The organism is Pantoea sp. AG702, from assembly GCF_003182295.1.
Taxonomy (GTDB): Bacteria; Pseudomonadota; Gammaproteobacteria; order Enterobacterales; family Enterobacteriaceae; genus Pantoea; species Pantoea ananatis.
On record NZ_QGTU01000009.1, the window covers coordinates 32,732 to 50,041 of the forward strand.

15 protein-coding genes and 1 riboswitch are annotated in these 17,310 nt (G+C 56.9%); of the genes, 10 read left to right on the plus strand and 5 right to left on the minus strand.

The window, feature by feature from the left end:
- Positions 1-70 precede the first annotated feature (70 nt).
- On the plus strand, positions 71-991 hold the full coding sequence (locus DFO57_RS19375) for an alpha/beta fold hydrolase (RefSeq protein WP_015699334.1): 921 nt from the start codon (positions 71-73) through the stop codon (positions 989-991).
- Positions 984-2,375: a hypothetical protein gene (locus DFO57_RS19380; RefSeq protein WP_110015612.1), complete on the plus strand. Its 1,392-nt coding sequence runs from the start codon at positions 984-986 to the stop codon at positions 2,373-2,375. Before DFO57_RS19375 ends, DFO57_RS19380 begins: the two co-directional genes overlap by 8 nt.
- Positions 2,376-2,385: 10 nt before the next feature.
- Here the strand turns inward: DFO57_RS19380 and DFO57_RS19385 are convergent, their stop codons facing one another.
- Both DFO57_RS19385 and DFO57_RS19390 read right to left on the minus strand, forming a co-directional pair.
- The gene (locus DFO57_RS19385) at positions 2,386-3,735 is read right to left on the minus strand and encodes an MFS transporter (RefSeq protein ID WP_015699336.1); all 1,350 of its coding nucleotides are present in this window, start codon (positions 3,733-3,735) and stop codon (positions 2,386-2,388) included.
- 168 nt (positions 3,736-3,903) lie between these two features.
- Entirely contained in the window at positions 3,904-4,806 is a 903-nt protein-coding gene (locus tag DFO57_RS19390; protein ID WP_028715906.1) for a GntR family transcriptional regulator, read from the minus strand.
- A 137-nt stretch (positions 4,807-4,943) separates the two neighbouring features.
- Between DFO57_RS19390 and DFO57_RS19395 the strand changes: the two genes are divergently transcribed.
- Positions 4,944-5,972 (plus strand): zinc-binding alcohol dehydrogenase family protein, encoded by a 1,029-nt coding sequence (locus DFO57_RS19395; RefSeq protein WP_110015613.1) that lies wholly within the window; start codon positions 4,944-4,946, stop codon positions 5,970-5,972.
- Between the two features lie 33 nt (positions 5,973-6,005).
- On the opposite strand, the gene DFO57_RS19400 is transcribed toward DFO57_RS19395, so the two are convergent.
- Positions 6,006-6,923: a nucleoside hydrolase gene (locus DFO57_RS19400; RefSeq protein WP_110015614.1), complete on the minus strand. Its 918-nt coding sequence runs from the start codon at positions 6,921-6,923 to the stop codon at positions 6,006-6,008.
- A 244-nt stretch (positions 6,924-7,167) separates the two neighbouring features.
- Positions 7,168-7,244, plus strand: a riboswitch (Fluoride riboswitch).
- A 93-nt stretch (positions 7,245-7,337) separates the two neighbouring features.
- Between DFO57_RS19400 and crcB the strand changes: the two genes are divergently transcribed.
- Positions 7,338-7,715, plus strand: a complete 378-nt coding sequence (crcB, locus tag DFO57_RS19410; protein WP_015699341.1) for a fluoride efflux transporter CrcB — start codon at positions 7,338-7,340, stop codon at positions 7,713-7,715.
- Positions 7,716-7,744: 29 nt separating this feature from the next.
- Here the strand turns inward: crcB and DFO57_RS19415 are convergent, their stop codons facing one another.
- Positions 7,745-8,350: an alpha/beta hydrolase gene (locus tag DFO57_RS19415; RefSeq protein WP_088900792.1), complete on the minus strand. Its 606-nt coding sequence runs from the start codon at positions 8,348-8,350 to the stop codon at positions 7,745-7,747.
- A 181-nt stretch (positions 8,351-8,531) separates the two neighbouring features.
- Here DFO57_RS19415 and DFO57_RS19420 point away from each other — a divergent pair, with 181 nt between their 5' ends.
- Positions 8,532-9,656 carry a GNAT family N-acetyltransferase gene (locus tag DFO57_RS19420; protein ID WP_019106349.1) on the plus strand — a complete coding sequence of 375 codons (1,125 nt, stop codon included), beginning with the start codon at positions 8,532-8,534 and terminating at the stop codon, positions 9,654-9,656.
- Here DFO57_RS19420 and DFO57_RS19425 read toward each other — a convergent pair.
- Entirely contained in the window at positions 9,653-11,485 is a 1,833-nt protein-coding gene (locus DFO57_RS19425; protein ID WP_014594844.1) for an ABC transporter ATP-binding protein, read from the minus strand. The genes DFO57_RS19420 and DFO57_RS19425 overlap by 4 nt on opposite strands.
- Before the next feature lie 71 nt (positions 11,486-11,556).
- Between DFO57_RS19425 and DFO57_RS19430 the strand changes: the two genes are divergently transcribed.
- The 5 genes from DFO57_RS19430 (at position 11,557) to kdpB (ending at position 17,305) form a co-directional block, all read left to right on the plus strand.
- Positions 11,557-12,060, plus strand: a complete 504-nt coding sequence (locus DFO57_RS19430; RefSeq protein WP_110015615.1) for a GNAT family N-acetyltransferase — start codon at positions 11,557-11,559, stop codon at positions 12,058-12,060.
- A 148-nt stretch (positions 12,061-12,208) separates the two neighbouring features.
- Positions 12,209-13,375, plus strand: coding sequence for an HD-GYP domain-containing protein (locus DFO57_RS19435; RefSeq protein WP_024472227.1), 1,167 nt, complete (start codon positions 12,209-12,211; stop codon positions 13,373-13,375).
- A gap of 110 nt (positions 13,376-13,485) precedes the next feature.
- Positions 13,486-13,575 carry a K(+)-transporting ATPase subunit F gene (gene kdpF, locus DFO57_RS19440; protein ID WP_015699348.1) on the plus strand — a complete coding sequence of 30 codons (90 nt, stop codon included), beginning with the start codon at positions 13,486-13,488 and terminating at the stop codon, positions 13,573-13,575.
- The gene (gene kdpA, locus DFO57_RS19445) at positions 13,575-15,263 is read left to right on the plus strand and encodes a potassium-transporting ATPase subunit KdpA (protein ID WP_105077638.1); all 1,689 of its coding nucleotides are present in this window, start codon (positions 13,575-13,577) and stop codon (positions 15,261-15,263) included. Before kdpF ends, kdpA begins: the two co-directional genes overlap by 1 nt.
- The gene (gene kdpB / locus DFO57_RS19450; protein ID WP_013027626.1) at positions 15,260-17,305 is read left to right on the plus strand and encodes a potassium-transporting ATPase subunit KdpB; all 2,046 of its coding nucleotides are present in this window, start codon (positions 15,260-15,262) and stop codon (positions 17,303-17,305) included. The genes kdpA and kdpB overlap by 4 nt, the downstream gene beginning before the upstream one ends.
- Positions 17,306-17,310: the final 5 nt, after the last annotated feature.

The following is a 17,310-nucleotide window of genomic DNA, read 5'->3' on the forward strand; positions in this document are numbered from 1 at the left end:
AATGCATTAACCGCCTGCCTCTGCCATTCCCGTCCTACACTCAATGGATACCCAGGAACAGGAGCAGCTGATGAGGCGTACCATCCAGTGTAGAAAGCGGCAGGGCATGGCGCTTGCCGCCGGGATCGGCTTAGGTGTCGCGGCGGTCATGTGGGGCACGAAACGCTGGCAGCAAATGAAGCAAACGCCGCCGGTTTCACCACGCAGTCATCACGCGGGATTGGCGGGTTATTATCAACAGATCGGTGACTGGCGCATGTTTACCCGCGTCACGCCTGAGGAACCTCAGGGGTTGCCCGTGGTGCTGATTCACGGCCTGGTAATGTCGGGGCGGTCGATGGAATCACTGGCACTGGCGCTGGGACGGGATTATCACGTTCTGGTGCCCGACCTGCCAGGCTTTGGCGGTAGTGCGTTGCCCGCATCCGCACCGGTTCTTTCGGTGAAAGCGCTGGCCGATATCCTGTGGCAATGGTTACAGCATAACGGTTTTCAGCGGGCGATCTGGGTTGGGAGCGCTTTTGGCTGCCAGGTGCTGGCGGCTCTGGCGGATAAATACCCCGAAGCGGTGGCAGGCCTGGTATTACAGGGGCCCACCGCCGATCGCCACGCGCGCAGCGTGGTTCGTCAGATATGGCGAGGCTGGCGTAACAGCCGAATGGAAGCGCATCGATCGCCCGACTCGCTGGCCCGAATTGATTGGGCGAAAGCCGGTTTGCCGCGAGCCTTTGGCACCCTGCGCGCCATGCTGAACGATCCTATCGAACACCACCTGACCTATCTCACCGCGCCAACCCTCTTGCTGAGAGGCTCGCGCGATCCGGTTTGCCCGGCGCGCTGGCTGGATGAGCTGGCGGGGCTGCTGCCGCACAGTGAAAAAATCACCCTGCGCGGCGGCACGCACCGGCTGCACTATGTCTATCCGTGGAGTTTCTGCCACGCCATCCGACCTTTTTTGGCGCGTATTCAGCAGGAGAGCCAGCATGAGTAAACCTCCCAAGGGCATTGCCCGGTTTGATTCAGCCGCCACGATGCTGCTGGCCTTAGCGAATGCGCTGCACGATCGGCCTTTTGCCAGTCCAGGCCAGTCGCCCATGTTAGACCGCTTACTGCCTTCGCTTGATCGGTTACCGACCCGGCTGCGTGAGTGGGGCTATGCGGTCAGTGGCCTGGCCGAGGGCATCAGTCACAAACAGGCCAGTGAACTGGACGTCGAAGGCATCGCCGAATGGATGGTCAGTACCTATCCGCAGCGCGATTATCCGGCTGCGTTTGTCGGTGCCACTAACGGTGCCATGGTGCATCTGGCCGCGGCGATGGGAACGCCGTGGCTACCGCAAACGTTTTTGTGCCCGGTGCGGGTACAGCAGAGCGATCCGGATGACGCCCAGTCCGAATTTGAAAACGGCAAGGCCGTGGCAGCAGCGTTGCTGGCGACCTGGCCTAAGCTTGCCGTGCACCACATGCAGGATCCGAGTCAGGATCGCCTCCTGCTGGAAAAAATGCACTATTTCCGCCTGAAGCTGCGCGACATGCCGCTGGCCTTCAATGAGTTTCTGCTGGGAGGATTACCGGCGGGATCAACACTGTTCATTAATCACTGTACGCGACAGTGGCCGGTAACGCGCACCAGTGACCGCTCTTTCTTTCAGTTTGGCGCCCCCGGCGGCGCAACCGAAAAGGAGTATTTGCAGGGCGGGCCGAGAGTGGCGGAATATCTGGCGCGGGCAGGCGTGGATCGGGCGCGTTGGGAAGCGCCTGCTATCACCGACCACGTCCCTGAAGCCGAATGGGGGCTGGATGGCTACCTGATTTCGCCACTGAAAAAGCTGGCAGAAGCCCAGCGCTGGCGGCTGATGGAGATTCGCTACGACCATCCCGAAGCGCTGAGTTTCGTGGTCGCTGAAATTTATCGCGACTGGTATCTGGCGGCGGGCATATTGCCTGCCCGGCTGACGGTAGACAGCTTTTTACTTATGGATCCCTGGTGCAGCATGCAGCAGCACGCGATTCCGTTCTGGCTGATGTTTCCATCCGTGCCGTCGGCTGATGCGCTGCAGCGCTTTCTTGAAAAGCAGCCGCCTTTCAACCATATCGATATGATGCTGTATTCGCACGGCACCGACAGCATTGGCCTGGCGGACGTCGATCGCTGGAAACAGCTGTTAGCCTTCGCCAGGGAAGAGGGCGCATTAGTCGGGGTAGATGAAACGCGCTTCCCCCACGATTTTGCCACCTTTTCCCGGTTCGATTCGGCGCTCCGGGAGCGCGCCCCGCTACTGCCTGCGCCGCCGCCGCTCAGTATTGATAAAGCGATTGCGGGCATTCAGCGTTATGGTGCGCGCCATGGCGTGACCCTCCACCCGCTGACCTGAATCGGGGATATCAGGCGCCGTCCGTGATGGGTTTGCGCACCAGCAGCAGGTACGCCAGGGCGCCAACCAGGGTGACGCAGGCGCAAATCATCAGCGCCAGGCTGAATGATTTGGTGGTATCCAGCACCCATCCGGTCACGACCGGCGCAAACGAGGCAAAGATAAAGCTGGCGAAGTTTTGAATGCTGCCCACGGACGCCGTCATACGCGCGGTGACGTTGGCATGAATCAAACCCCAACAGGAAGTACCGGCAAAGTGGATGCAAAACAGCGCCATCCCAATCAGCGTCACGGCGCTGGTGGTGTCGGTCGCGCGCGTCACGATAGCGGTAAACCCGGCAGACAGAATCATACCGCTGACAATGCAGACTTTACGGGTTTTTACCGCATCCCAGCCGCGTCTGACCAGCGCATCAACCACATAGCCATTTAACAGCATGCCTGCGGCACCGAACAGGAAGGGAATGGCCGCCAGTAATCCCGTGCTTTTCAGGTCGAGATGATAGGTGGATTGCAGATAGCCCGGCAGCCAGGCGATATACAGCCAGGCGGTATAGTTGATGCCGCTGAAGCCAATCATCATGCCCCACATGGTGCGTTGTTTAAACAGCCCGCGCCATTCTTGAAAGCTGATCGGCTCTTTACGCGATGCGACGCTGCCTGCCTGCAGGTAGTGGATCTCTTCAGCGCTTAGCTGTTTGTTATCGCGATCGCGGTAAACCAGGTACCAGCCGATGGCAAGAAACACACCCAGAATCCCGATGGTGACAAACATGCCGCGCCAGCCCAGAACCAGCATCATGGCCGCCAGGATCGGCGGCGCGATGGATAAGCCAATCATCGAGGCGGCGTTAAACATCCCCATCGGCATACCGCGATCTTTAATGTTAAACCAGTCGTTGATGACCTTGACCCCGCAGGGATTCATGGGGGCTTCACCAATGCCGAGCCCAATACGCACCAGGACAAACTGCGTAAAGTTATGCACCAGTCCGGACGCGGCCTGGAACAGGGACCAGATAAACATTCCCAGGCCCAGCATAATGCGCGGTCCTTTACGGTCCAGCAGCGCACCGGCGGGCAACTGCGCCAGCCCATAGGCCAGCGAAAACGCAGACAACAGCACGCCGATCTCGGTGGCGCTCAGCCCCATTTCATCACGAATGGTCATGTTGGCCACAGACAGCGAACTGCGATCCAGGTAGTTAATGACGGCAGCAAACAGCAGCAGCAGCATGGCGGTAATCTGGACTTTACGAATGCGCGGCGAGCGCACGATATCACTGCGCCACGGCACAAACGCCTCATCGGGCGAAGTGTCGGACGGGTTCGCGTGATCAACAACCGATCTGTGTTCCATGGCAATCTCCCCGGGCAGGCGATTCATCATTATTGTGAGTATTACGGTCGCCCGGCGGTACAAGGCCGTCGGGGCGTTGCGCTGAGAGTAGGGGGAATGAACAGGATATGTTGTAAAGTTGTTTCAAAATCGTGCGGGAGCTAATGCTTTGTGGTTTTTAATCGGGTTTTAATTGTACTGATTAATGCTCCGTACCATAGAGCGCTTGGCGGTAGCCAGGTGGTTATGCAATGCGCACAGCGCATCCACATCCCGGCGGCCAATCAGGGCGGACAGAATCGCCATATGCTCTTCCAGCGCGACGATGTTGCGCTGCTTAAGATCGCTTTCATCCCACTGATAATGCGAATGAAAAATCACTGAAATAATCTCCAGCGACTGATTAAAAAAGGGGTTGTTGGCGGCAGACAGGATCAGCCAGTGCAGCTCTTTATCGAGGGCAGCAAAATGGCGATAGTTGCTGGCGATCGTTTCGCGCATCGATCGGTGGCGATCCAGTAGATCTCTGGCCTGGATCCAGCGTTCATCCTCTCTGGGCAAATTTAGAAAGCGGGTAAGCGCATGAGTTTCCAGCATCTCGCGCAGCTCAAATAACTTTTCGGCGTACTCCTGTGAAAACTTTTTCATCTGCCAGTGGCCGCGTTTAACCGGTTCCAGCAGGTTATAACGCATAAAATGCAGCAGGAATTCCCGTACCGCTACCGGGCTGACGTTGGCCTGTTTTGCCAGTTGCAGTTCGCTGAACGTGTCACCGGGCTGCAGCAGTCGCTGATTAATCATATCAAAAAAGCGTTTTTCCACCTGGCTGGCCTGCTGCTCAATGGCTGGCGTGACGGCGCTGAGGCTGTCTTGCTCTTCAGGCTCGCGCACGATGACCCAGCTCTCTTTTACGTTCTCCAGCACGCCGCGTTGGTGCAGATAGCGCAGAGCATGCCGCACCGTGGTGCGGCTGATATTAAACATTTCAGCCAGGGCGGCCTGTGGCGGCAGGGGCGACTGAATATGACCCTGGGCAATGCTTTCCAGCATATGGTTGATCACGTTATGACGTAAATTCTGACTACGGCTCATGAGCGGCTCCGGTTTTTTATGCATTAAAAACCATTGAAGGCCCAAAAAAACCGTCACGCTTCACAGAACGCGCAAAGGAAATGCCTTGTCGCGGCAAGATTAGCCATAACTGCGCTAACGATAACGGGAGTCTTACCATGACAACAATGAAAGCATTAGTCATCGCCGAACCACGCAATATGGTCTGGACCACGCGCGCAACGCCTCAACCCGCGCCAGGGGAGGTGCTGATTAAAATTGTCAGCGCGGGCATCTGCGGCACGGATATCCATGCCTGGGCGGGAAACCAACCTTTTTTTAGCTATCCACGGGTACTCGGGCATGAACTCTGCGCAGACATTGTTGATACAGGCAGCGCCGTGGAGGGGTTTGCCGTTGGCCAGCGCGTGGCGCTGATCCCCTATCTCTCCTGTTATCAGTGCGATGCCTGCCAAAGCGGTAAAACCAACTGTTGTGAACATATCTCAGTTATTGGCGTACATCAGGATGGCGGCTTTTGTGACTATCTGAGCGTGCCTGCGTCAAACCTGTTGGCCGTGGACGCGCTGGCACCTGAGGCGGCGGCGCTGATTGAACCCTTTGCGATTAGCGCCCATGCGGTAAGGCGTGCGGCAGTGGCACAGGGCGATGCCGTGCTGGTGGTGGGCGCTGGCCCTATTGGGCTGGGGGCGGCGGCCATCGCGGCGGCCAATGGCGCGCAGGTCATCGTGGCGGACACCAGTGAATACCGCCGCCAGCACGTCAGTCAACAGCTGGGTCTTCCCGCGCTTAACCCGGCTGACGCCGATTTCATCGCCAAGCTGCGCGCTGGATTCAACGGTCAGCTGGCGTTAACCCTGATCGATGCCACGGGCAACCCGGCGGCCATGAACGCGGCGGTTAACCTGATTCGGCATGGCGGTACGGTGGTTTATGTAGGCCTGCACAAAGGCGATCTGGTCATCCCTGACAGTGAATTTCACAAAAAAGAGAGTACGTTGATGGGCAGCCGGAACGCTACGCGCGAAGATTTTGACCGGGTGCATGAACTCATGGCCGCCGGGAAACTGCGAGCAGACATGATGCTGAACCGCCGTTTCGCCTTCTCTACGCTGGCAGAGCATTTTGAGGAAGCGGTTATCAACAATCGTGAGTTGATTAAAGGCGTTATCGATTTTGATCGCTAACGGTGGATGACAGGAGCCGTCTCGCCGCCAGGCTTATCGGCTAAGTAACTGAAAAAAGTGTTTCCGCACGGCCTCCGCATCAACCCCCAGTGCGATGCGCTGTCGAGGCAGATTGCGGAAGGGATCATGCCGGGACGCCATGGCACTCAACTGACGCACCGTCTGGCCGCAGGCAATGCCTTCCGTAATGACACGAAGCGGGCTTTCCACCAGCGTGAACGCGTCAGGCAAACACAGCCAGGATATCGTCAGCGTGTCATGCAGCGCCATACCAGAAAAGCCTTCCTTCTCAAGGCTGTATGCCAGATAGGGGCGGCAGATCGCATGCAGGACGGGTTGATGAAGTCGATCGACCTCATCGCTGTGGATCAAGACGTTATGCGTGACATCGAGCGGGATCACCACGATCGGCAAGGTGGAAGAGAGAACCTGATCGGCGGCGTGAGGATCTTTCCAGATATTAAATTCGCTGAAGGGCGTGACATTCCCGCTGTGCCCATCCGTGCCAAATGCGCCACCCATCATGACCAGCTCTTTCACCAGCGGAATAATATCCGGCGCCTGATTGATTGCGCTGGCGATATTGGTCAGCGGACCTATCGCGACAAGCGTGATTTCACCCGGACTGGCCCGCACGCTGTCGATAATAAACTGAACGGCACCGGGTGCCTCATCGCTGAAGGGATTATCAAACGCGTCCCCTAAACCATCTTCGCCATGCAGTCGGGCAGGCGCGCTCGGCGCCTGGGCCAATGGACGTGAACAGCCCCGGTATACCGGTACCTCAATCGCCATTTTGTGGCAAAACAGTCGGGCATTTTTCACGGCCTGCCCCACCGCAACGTTGCCAAACACCGTAGTAATGCCCAGCAAATGTTGGGTGCGGGCGGCATAAGCCAGAGCAAAGGCATCGTCTACGCCGATATCAGTATCTAAAATGACAGTTCGCACAGGCCGCTCCAGAACAGGCTCATCCCTTCGCTATGCGTGAAGGGCATTAAACGGCCCTTTAAGGCCGCTGGCAGGTCACCATTTAAGCGGAAAACGGCTCAAGAGGAAACCTGAATTGTGTGGCCCAAAACCGTCTGCTTTGCGGCAGCCTGAGCGGGGTCATCTGTCCAGGCGGCGTCGGTTGGCATTGCTGATTTCCCCGCTCAACTGTGGTTGCCAGTCAGAAAAAGGCGTCGTATTATGGCGCGCATAAGGTGATGGCGTTCCACCTTTCCCAACCGCCTGCAGGCGAAACCTGCGGCTGATGACGCCTGACATTATCCTTAATCCTTTCGCGGGAGCTGGAGTGTCAGGTGCATGCATTTTTTCTGGCCCTCCACCCTCTTCTGCGCAAATCCTGAAATGGAGTCTGTGATGTTAAAACCGCTATTGGCTGTGATTTTGGGCGGCAGTGTGGGCTGTGTACTGCGTTGGTGGTTCGGTATGCGCTTTAATGCGTTTTTCCCCAATCTGCCACCGGGGACTTTGCTGGTGAATTTGATTGGCGGATTCGTGATTGGCGGTGCAATGGCCTGGTTTATCAAAAATCCCTCACTCGATCCCGCCTGGCGGTTACTCATCATTACGGGCTTATGCGGCGGGCTCACCACGTTTTCCACGTTTACAGCAGAGTTAATGACCTTATTGCAGACCGGCAAATACCTGTGGGCGATGAGCAGTGCGCTGGTGCATGTCATTGGCTCGTTACTGATGAGTTTTGCCGGTTTCGCGCTCATTAACCTGTTGGGCTAGCCTGAGGGCCAAACCGGCATGTCTGCGGTTTAGTCCTGCAAGCACTGAGCAATAAACCCGGCGGCGTGCATCGCGCCCTGACCCGAAATCGAGTGACCGGTCTGCGGCTCAAATACCGCTTCGACCAGGACGCCAGCCGCCTTCAGGCGAGTGGCCGCCGACTCGCTTTCACTGGCCGGGATGACCGTATCAGCACGGCCATGAATTATCAGGGCTGGCGTGTGAGGTGCTGGCGTCAGCGGGCCGTCAAAGGCCAGGCGTCCGGAAAACGCCACCACGCCCGCGAGCGGATAACGCCCGGAAGCCAGCAGATCCAGCGCCATAATTGAGCCCTGCGAAAAGCCCACCAGAATGACGTTTTCCCAGCGATCTGCCATTCCGTGCTGCGCCATCAGATGACGGATAACGCGGTCAAAGGCCTCGCGGGCTTCACGCACCCGACCCGGGCGATTTTCCGGCGTAATCCCGGCCAGGCTAAACCACTGATAGCCCGCGCCATGCTCAAAGGCGTAAGGCGCATCCGGTGAGGCAAAGGCCACATCCGGGAGCAGGGTTGCCCAGTCGTCGCCAATGGGGGCCAGATCGTCGCCGTTACTGCCCACGCCGTGCAGGAAGATCACCAATGCTTTTGCCATGTCCGTTCCTTCGCTGTTTTGTCAGAGTCTGCAGGCATTTGAACAGCTGGCGGGATTAACGTCAAAACCTAACGACGCTTCAGGTCGCGCGTTGGCATGAGGCATTCCGTGCCGTTCTGCTTTCCCTGAACCCTAAAACCTGCTTGACTGACGTGTCATCGGTTGCTGTCTGGAGTTATGCATGTCGTTGTTCCACCTGAGTTCGCTTTCAGATATCTCTGCCGCTGAATGGGATGCGCTGTTACCCGATCAACAGCCTTTTTTACGCCACGCGTTTTTGCTGAGCCTGGAAGAAAGTGGCAGCGTCCGGCCGGAAAGGGGCTGGCAGCCCGATCACCTTCTCTGGCGTGAGGCCGGTGTGCTTCGCGCCGCGCTTCCCGGTTATCAAAAGTTTCATTCTCAGGGTGAATACGTTTTCGATCACGCCTGGGCAGATGCCTGTCAGCGCGCCGGGATTCCGTACTATCCGAAATGGCTGGGCGCGATTCCTTTCAGCCCGGTCACAGGGGCACGCGTACTCGGCGCAGCGGATGCCGCCGCCCGACTGCTTGCGGCTCTCCCGGACGCGCTGGCTGAACAGGGGCTGAGTGGTGCGCATATCAACTTCACCGACCCGCAAGCGAACGCCTTGCTGGCGGCGCAACCTGACTGGCTGTCACGCCTGGGCTGCCAGTATCACTGGCACAATCGAGGCTATCGCGACTTTCAGGATTTCCTGGATACGCTGATGTCGCGTAAACGTAAACAGCTGCGAAAAGAGCGCGAGCAGGTGGTGCAGAGCGGTTTTGAATTTGACTGGTATCGCGGCGATCAACTGCGCGAGGATCAGTGGGACTTTGTCTATACCTGTTACGCCAATACTTATGCAGTGCGCGGCCAGCGGCCCTATCTGACCCGCGCCTTCTTCAGCCTGCTGGCTGAGAGGCTGCCGGACAATATTCGCGTGGTCATTGCCCGTCTGCAGCAACAACCGGCGGCGATGGCCTTTTACCTCAAGGACGGCCAAAGCCTGTATGGCCGCTACTGGGGCTGCCTGGCGGAATTTGACCGGCTTCACTTCGAAACCTGTTTTTATCAGGGGATGGATTTCGCCATTGCGGAAGGGCTGCAACGCTTTGATGCGGGCGCGCAGGGCGAGCACAAACTGGTACGTGGTTTTGAACCCCAGATGACCCACTCCTGGCACTATCTGGGCCATCCCGGCCTGCGCGCGGCCGTGGATGACTTTCTGCAGCAGGAGCGGCAAGGCGTCCATCTCTGGGCCGAAGAAGCCCGTGACGCCCTGCCATATCGACGCGGCGATTAATCCGCGCCAACAAATCCTCCCGTCTGATGCTGCCACAGACGGGCATACAGGCCATTTTGAGCCAGTAGCTCAGAGTGACTACCGATTTCCACAATCTGGCCTTTTTCCAGCACCACCAGACGATCCATTTTGGCAATGGTGGACAGGCGGTGGGCGATGGCAATCACCGTTTTGCCCTGCATCAGGGATTCCAGGCTTTCCTGAATCGCGGCTTCCACTTCGGAATCGAGCGCGGACGTCGCTTCATCCATAATCAGGATCGGCGCATCTTTCAACAGGACACGGGCGATAGCTACGCGCTGGCGCTGCCCGCCTGACAGTTTTACGCCGCGTTCGCCCACATGTGCATCCAGACCAAACCGGCCCTGAGAATCCGACAGCAAGGGGATAAACTCATCGGCGCGGGCGCGATGAATGGCTAACTGGAGTTCTTCTTCGCTGGCATCTGGTCGCCCGTACAGCAGGTTTTCGCGAATAGAGCGATGCAGCAGCGAGGTATCCTGGGTGATCATCCCGATCTGGCTGCGCAGGCTCTCCTGCGTCACTTCAGCAATATTCTGACCGTCAATCAGGATACGACCGCCGTTGAGGTCGTACAGGCGCAGCAGCAGGTTCACCAGGGTGGATTTACCCGCACCGGAAGGCCCAATCAGGCCAATTTTTTCACCGGGTTTGATGGTCAGGTTCAGGCCATCAATGACCTGACGGCCGCCGCCATAGTCAAAACGGATAGCGTCGAAACGAATCTCGCCCTGCGTCACCTTTAGCTGTGTTGCCTTTGAGGAATCCTGCACGCTAAGCGGTTGTGAAATGGTATTCAGCCCGTCCTGCACCATACCGATGTTTTCAAAAATCCCGTTTACCACCCACATCACCCAGCCGGACATGTTGACCAGGCGGATCACCAGGCCGGTTGCCAGGGCAATGGCGCCAACGCTGATCAGCGACTCGCTCCACAGCCACAGCGCCAGTCCTGACGTTGAGACAATCAGGATCCCGTTCAGCGTTGATAAGGTGAGGTCCATGCTGGTCACCATCCGGTTAGCCTGCTGCGTCTTATCCGTCTGCTCCTGAATCGCTTCGCGAGCATACTGACGTTCAAGATCGCTGTGCGCGAAAAGCTTGATGGTGGCGATGTTGGTATAGCCGTCAACAATGGTGCCCATCAGCTTCGAACGGGCCTCCGATGACACCACCGAACGGGCTTTTACCCGGGGGACGAAAAAGCGCAGCGCGGCAACGTAGGCCACAATCCAGATTATCAGCGGAATCATCAAACGCCAGTCGGCTTCTGCAAACAGGACCATCGCCGTTGCGGCATAGATCAGCACATGCCAGATCGCATCCACCAACTGTACTGCCGAGTCGCGCAGCGAATTACCGGTTTGCAAAATACGTTGCGCAATCCGCCCGGCGAAGTCGTTCTGAAAAAAGTTCATGCTCTGCCGCAGGACATAATTATGGTGCTGCCAGCGGATCATACTGGTCATGCCGGGGTTAATGCTCTGATGGACCAGCATATCGTGCAGTGCAATAAACACCGGGCGCAGTATTAGCGCAACACAGCCCATCCATAACAACGTTTGCCAGTTATCCCTGAACAACGTTGCTGGCGTAGCGTGATTCACCAAATCGATAATGCGGCTCAGATAACTGAACAGTGCAACCTCAATCAGTGCGCCAATTAATCCCACCACCAGTAGTGCGGCAAAGCTCGGCCACACCTGACGCAGATAGTAAAAGTAAAATGGCCAGACCCGTGAAGGCGGCATATCGGTTGGCGCATCCTGAAAAATATTGATAAAACGTTCGAAACGACGATACAACATAGAGTTACTCTTTCCGTTCGGGAAGAGTTACAGCTTAGTGCATGTGTACGCCCGATTAAAAAGGATTAAATATGGATATCACTCTGCGCGGCCGCGAGCCTGGCGATGCTGCGGCATACCAACGTCTTTACGGTCATCCGGCGGTTTATCCCTGGACGCTTCAGTTGCCTTTCTCCAGCGTCGCGACCTGGGAAAAGAAGTTTGCAAAGATGGATGCGGAAGGCTTTATCAATTTTATCGCCGAAGTTGAGGGGAAAATGGTGGGCGAACTCACACTGTTTACCAATCATAATCCGCGTACCCGCCACTGCATCAGTTTCGGTATTGGCGTCGATCCCGCCTTCTCTGGTCGGGGAATCGGAGAGCATTTGATTCGTAACGCCATGGATTATGCGCGCAACTGGCTGGGCATCACCCGTATGGAGCTGGAGGTGTTTCACGATAATCACCGGGCGCTGGCGCTGTATGAGCGACTGGGTTTTGAACGCGAAGGCATCCGCCGCCAGGCGTCACTGCGTGAAGGCAAATTTCACGATGTGGTGATGATGGCAAAATTGCTCACTGAGACAGCCTGACCACGCTCTTTTTTTACCGGTTAACAGGAAAAATCTCCCTTCAGCGGCTAAAATTTGTGCTGTGCCACAGTTCGCACAAAATGACCTGCACAAAACCGAGTGCCTGCCGATATCACGATATCACCCGCTGATACTCTGGAGGGAGATTGTGATTAAACTCATCACCATTGACGAACTAAAACCGGGTATGTTCGTCCACAAGCTTGAAGTCTGGTGGTTTAAAGACAAACGCATTCGTAATCAGATGTTGATCACCGATCAACGTCAGGTTTCGATGTTTCGTCATGAGGGCATACAGCGTTTATGGATCGATATGGAGAAATCGATTTCAGTGACGCCATCTGTGCCGAAAAAGGTCGATTCAGGCCTGCGTGCGCCTTTTTCTCAGGAAATGGAGCAGGCGCAGCATATCTTTGAACAGGGAAAGCCAAAAGTGCTGGCCATGTTCAGCGAGGCACGCCTGGGCCATGGTCTGAATCTCAATGACATGATTGCCATTGTCGATCAGATTGCGGGCTCTATTGAGCGTGAGCCCTCTGCGCTGTTACGCGTTGCGCAGCTAAAGGATCATGACAATTACACCTACCTGCATTCCATGGCGGTCTGTGGGCTCATGATCGCCTTTGGAAAAAAACTGGGGCTGGATGCTCAGCAGCTTCAGCGGGTGGGGATGGGCGGATTACTGCACGACCTGGGTAAGGCAGCCGTACCACTCGCTATCCTCAACAAACCGGACACGCTCAACGACGAAGAGTTTAAGATCATGTGTGAACATCCGATTGCCGGTGCGCAAATGCTGATGGATGCACAGGCAGGCGATGATCTTGTGGATATCGCGCTGCATCACCATGAAAAATATGACGGTAGCGGCTATCCCTATGGCCTGAAAGGCCATGAGATCAGCGTGTATTCTCGCATGGCGACGATTTGTGACGTTTACGATGCGCTGACCTCAACGCGGCCTTACCGTAAAGGCTGGACCCCAGCCAAAACCCTGCAAATGATGTTGAGCTGGCCGGGGCATTTCGACAGTACCTTACTGCACGCTTTCGTCAGTACGATAGGGATGTATCCCGTCGGTTCCCTGGTTCGCCTGGCGTCTGGACGCATTGCGCTGGTGGTGAAGGGCGGCGATAAGTCATTACAGCGACCTACGGTGCATGTCTTCTGGTCACTGCACGCGCAGCGGGAAATCAAACCCGAGGTGCTGGATCTGGGCGACAGTTTTTGTACTGACAGCATTGTGTGTGCCGAAGATAACGGCCGTTGGGACAACGTCGATCTGCGCCGAATCTGGTTGCTGGACGCCGCCTGATATTGCGGGTCGTTTTTATACATTTTTTACATCCCCGACCCGCATTTTAACCCTTTCTTTATGTGCGCCAGCGCAAGCTACTCAGCAAATCCAATCCTCTGGAGGTTGCTGTGAGTGCAGGCGTAATAACCGGCATTGTGCTGGTAGTGTTGTTGCTGGGCTATCTGATCTATGCCCTGTTAAATGCGGAGGCCTTCTGATGGCGGCCAATGCGTTTTTACTGATCGCGGTTTATCTGCTGTTGCTGATGGTGATGGCGCAACCGCTGGGGCGTGGGCTGGCCGCGCTGGTTGCCGATAAACCCCTCTTTGCACGTGCTGAAGCCCTGCTGTGGCGTTTTTCGGGTGTACAAGAAGGCGGTATGCGCTGGCAGCACTACCTGCTGGCAATTTTGGTGTTCAACCTGCTTGGCTTCGTGGTGCTGCTCGCCATCCTAATGTTTCAGGGAGCGTTGCCGCTCAATCCGCAACATCTTCCCGGACTGAGCTGGGATTTGGCGCTGAATACCGCTATCAGTTTTGTCACCAACACCAACTGGCAGTCTTATGCCGGTGAAAGCACCCTGAGTTACTTCAGCCAGATGGTCGGGCTGACGGTGCAGAACTTCGTTTCCGCCGCCACCGGCATCGCCGTGGCGTTTGCGCTGATTCGCGGTTTTGCTAATCGTTCGGTAGCAACCCTGGGTAACGCCTGGCGCGATTTAACGCGCATTACACTCTATGTCCTGTTGCCGATCAGCCTGCTGATGGCACTGTTTTTTGTCAGCCAGGGCAGCATCCAGAACTTCCTGCCGTATCACAACGTCACCAGCCTGGAAGGTGCGCAGCAAACGCTGGCAATGGGGCCGGTTGCCTCTCAGGAAGCCATCAAAATGCTGGGCACCAACGGCGGCGGCTTTTTCAACGTCAACTCTGCGCATCCGTTTGAGAACCCTACCGCGCTGAGCAATTTCGTACAGATGCTTAGTATCTTCCTGATTCCTGCAGCACTCTGCTTTGCCTTTGGCGAAAGCGTTAAAGATCGGCGCCAGGGCTCAATGTTGCTGTGGTCCATGACGTTGATGTTTGTCGTGGCTGCTGCGCTGGTGATGTGGGCCGAACTACGTGGCAACCCGCACTTTCTGACGCTAGGGGCTGACAGCGCCATCAATATGGAAGGCAAAGAAACGCGCTTCGGCATTCTCAACTCCAGCCTGTTTGCGGTGATTACGACGGCGGCGTCCTGCGGTGCGGTTAACGCGATGCATGACTCGTTTACGGCGCTGGGCGGTATGGTGCCGATGCTGCTGATGCAACTGGGCGAGGTGGTGTTTGGCGGCGTGGGTGCCGGTCTGTACGGGATGCTGCTGTTTGTCTTACTGGCGGTGTTTATTGCCGGGTTGATGATTGGCCGCACACCGGAATTCCTCGGCAAGAAAATCGACGTATGGGAAATGAAAATGACGGCCCTGGCGATTCTGGTCACGCCCGCGCTGGTGTTGATCGGTACGGCGATTGCGATGATGACCGACGCCGGACGCGCAGGTATGGCAAACCCCGGAACGCATGGCTTTAGTGAAGTCCTGTATGCCGTTTCGTCGGCCGCCAATAACAATGGCAGCGCCTTTGCGGGCCTGAACGCCAATACGCCGTTCTGGAACCTGCTGCTGGCGGTGTGCATGTTCGTAGGTCGCTTCGGCATCATTATTCCGGTCATGGCGATTGCGGGGGCAATGGCGGTGAAAAAAGTGCAGCCGGTAGGTAACGGCACGCTCCCTACGCACGGTCCGCTGTTTATCGCACTGCTGGTTGGTACCGTCTTGTTGGTCGGCGCGCTGACCTTTATTCCTGCTCTGGCGCTGGGTCCGGTCGCCGAGCACCTGCAACTTATTCAGGGACAATCATCATGAGTCGTCAACAACAGGTGTTTGACGCAGCGCTGTTACGTACCTCAGCGATCGATGCGGTAAAAAAACTCGATCCTCGCGTGCAGTTTCGCAATCCGGTCATGTTTGTGGTTTACCTGGGCAGTATCCTGACCTCGATTCTGGCCATAATGATGTTTACCGGACACCAGAGCGGCAGCGCCAGCTTTACCGGCGCGATTGCCCTGTGGCTATGGTTCACCGTGCTGTTTGCCAACATGGCAGAAGCCCTGGCGGAAGGGCGCAGTAAAGCCCAGGCAAACAGCCTGAAAGGCGTTAAAAAGACCAGCTTCGCCAAAAAACTGTCGGCGGCGCACTACGGTGCAGCGTGGCAGCAGGTGGCGGCCGATGCGCTGCGTAAAGGGGATGCCGTGCTGGTAGAGGCCGGTGATGTGATCCCCTGCGACGGTGAAGTCGTGGAAGGGGGCGCATCGGTAGACGAGAGCGCGATCACCGGTGAATCGGCACCGGTGATCCGTGAATCGGGCGGGGATTTCGCCTCGGTGACCGGCGGGACACGCATTCTGTCTGACTGGCTGGTCATTACCTGCAGCGCCAACCCAGGCGAAACCTTCCTGGACCGGATGATCGCCATGGTTGAAGGCGCACAGCGTCGTAAAACCCCGAATGAGATTGCCCTGACCATTCTGCTGGTGTCGCTCACCATTGTGTTTCTGTTAGCCACCGTCACGCTGTGGCCTTTTTCAGCCTGGGGCGGCACGCCGGTCACCATCACCGTACTGGTGGCGCTGCTGGTATGCCTGATCCCGACCACCATTGGCGGTCTGCTGTCCGCTATCGGCGTGGCCGGGATGAGCCGGATGCTGGGCGCTAACGTCATTGCCACCAGTGGCCGCGCTGTTGAAGCCGCTGGCGACGTGGATGTGCTGATGCTGGATAAAACCGGCACCATCACGCTGGGTAACCGTCAGGCAACGCAGTTTTTACCGGCTCCCGGCGTCACGGAAGAACAGCTGGCGGATGCGGCGCAGCTGGCGTCCCTGGCGGATGAAACCCCGGAAGGGCGCAGCATCGTGGTGCTGGCGAAGCAAAAGTTTAACCTGCGTGAACGTGACCTGAGCAGCATGGGCGCCAGCTTTATTCCCTTCTCGGCTCAAACCCGTATGAGCGGCGTCAACGTACAGGACCGCCTGATTCGTAAAGGTGCGGTCGATGCGGTGCGCCGTCATATTGAAGCCAGCCACGGTGCCTTTCCGGCTGAGGTGAACGCCCGGGTTGAAGAGGTGGCGCGGGCCGGTGGCACACCGCTGGTGGTGGCGGAAGGCGCAAAGGTGCTGGGCGTGGTGGCGCTAAAAGATATCGTTAAAGGTGGCATCAAAGAACGTTTTGCGGAACTGCGCAAGATGGGCATTAAAACCGTGATGATCACCGGTGATAACCCGCTCACCGCCGCCGCCATCGCGGCAGAGGCGGGAGTGGATGACTTTCTGTCAGAAGCGACGCCGGAAGCCAAGCTGGCACTGATTCGTCAGTATCAGGCGGAGGGGCGCTTAGTCGCGATGACCGGTGACGGCACCAATGACGCGCCAGCGTTGGCCCAGGCGGACGTGGCGGTTGCCATGAACTCGGGTACTCAGGCGGCGAAAGAAGCGGGCAACATGGTCGATCTGGACTCGAACCCCACCAAACTGCTGGAAGTGGTGCACATTGGTAAGCAGATGCTGATGACGCGCGGTTCGCTGACCACCTTCAGTATCGCCAATGACGTTGCCAAGTATTTCGCCATCATCCCGGCGGCCTTTGCGGCAACCTATCCACAGTTAAATATGCTCAACGTGATGCAGCTGCACTCGCCCGCATCGGCCATCCTGTCGGCCGTGATTTTTAACGCCCTGGTGATTGTATTCCTGATCCCTCTGGCGCTTAAAGGTGTCAGCTATCGTCCTTTGAGTGCCGCATCGCTGTTGCGCCGTAATTTACTGATTTATGGGTTAGGTGGGCTGCTGGTGCCCTTTGTCGGCATCAAAGCGATTGATATGTTGCTCGTGCTGTCTGGTATGGCCTGAGGAGA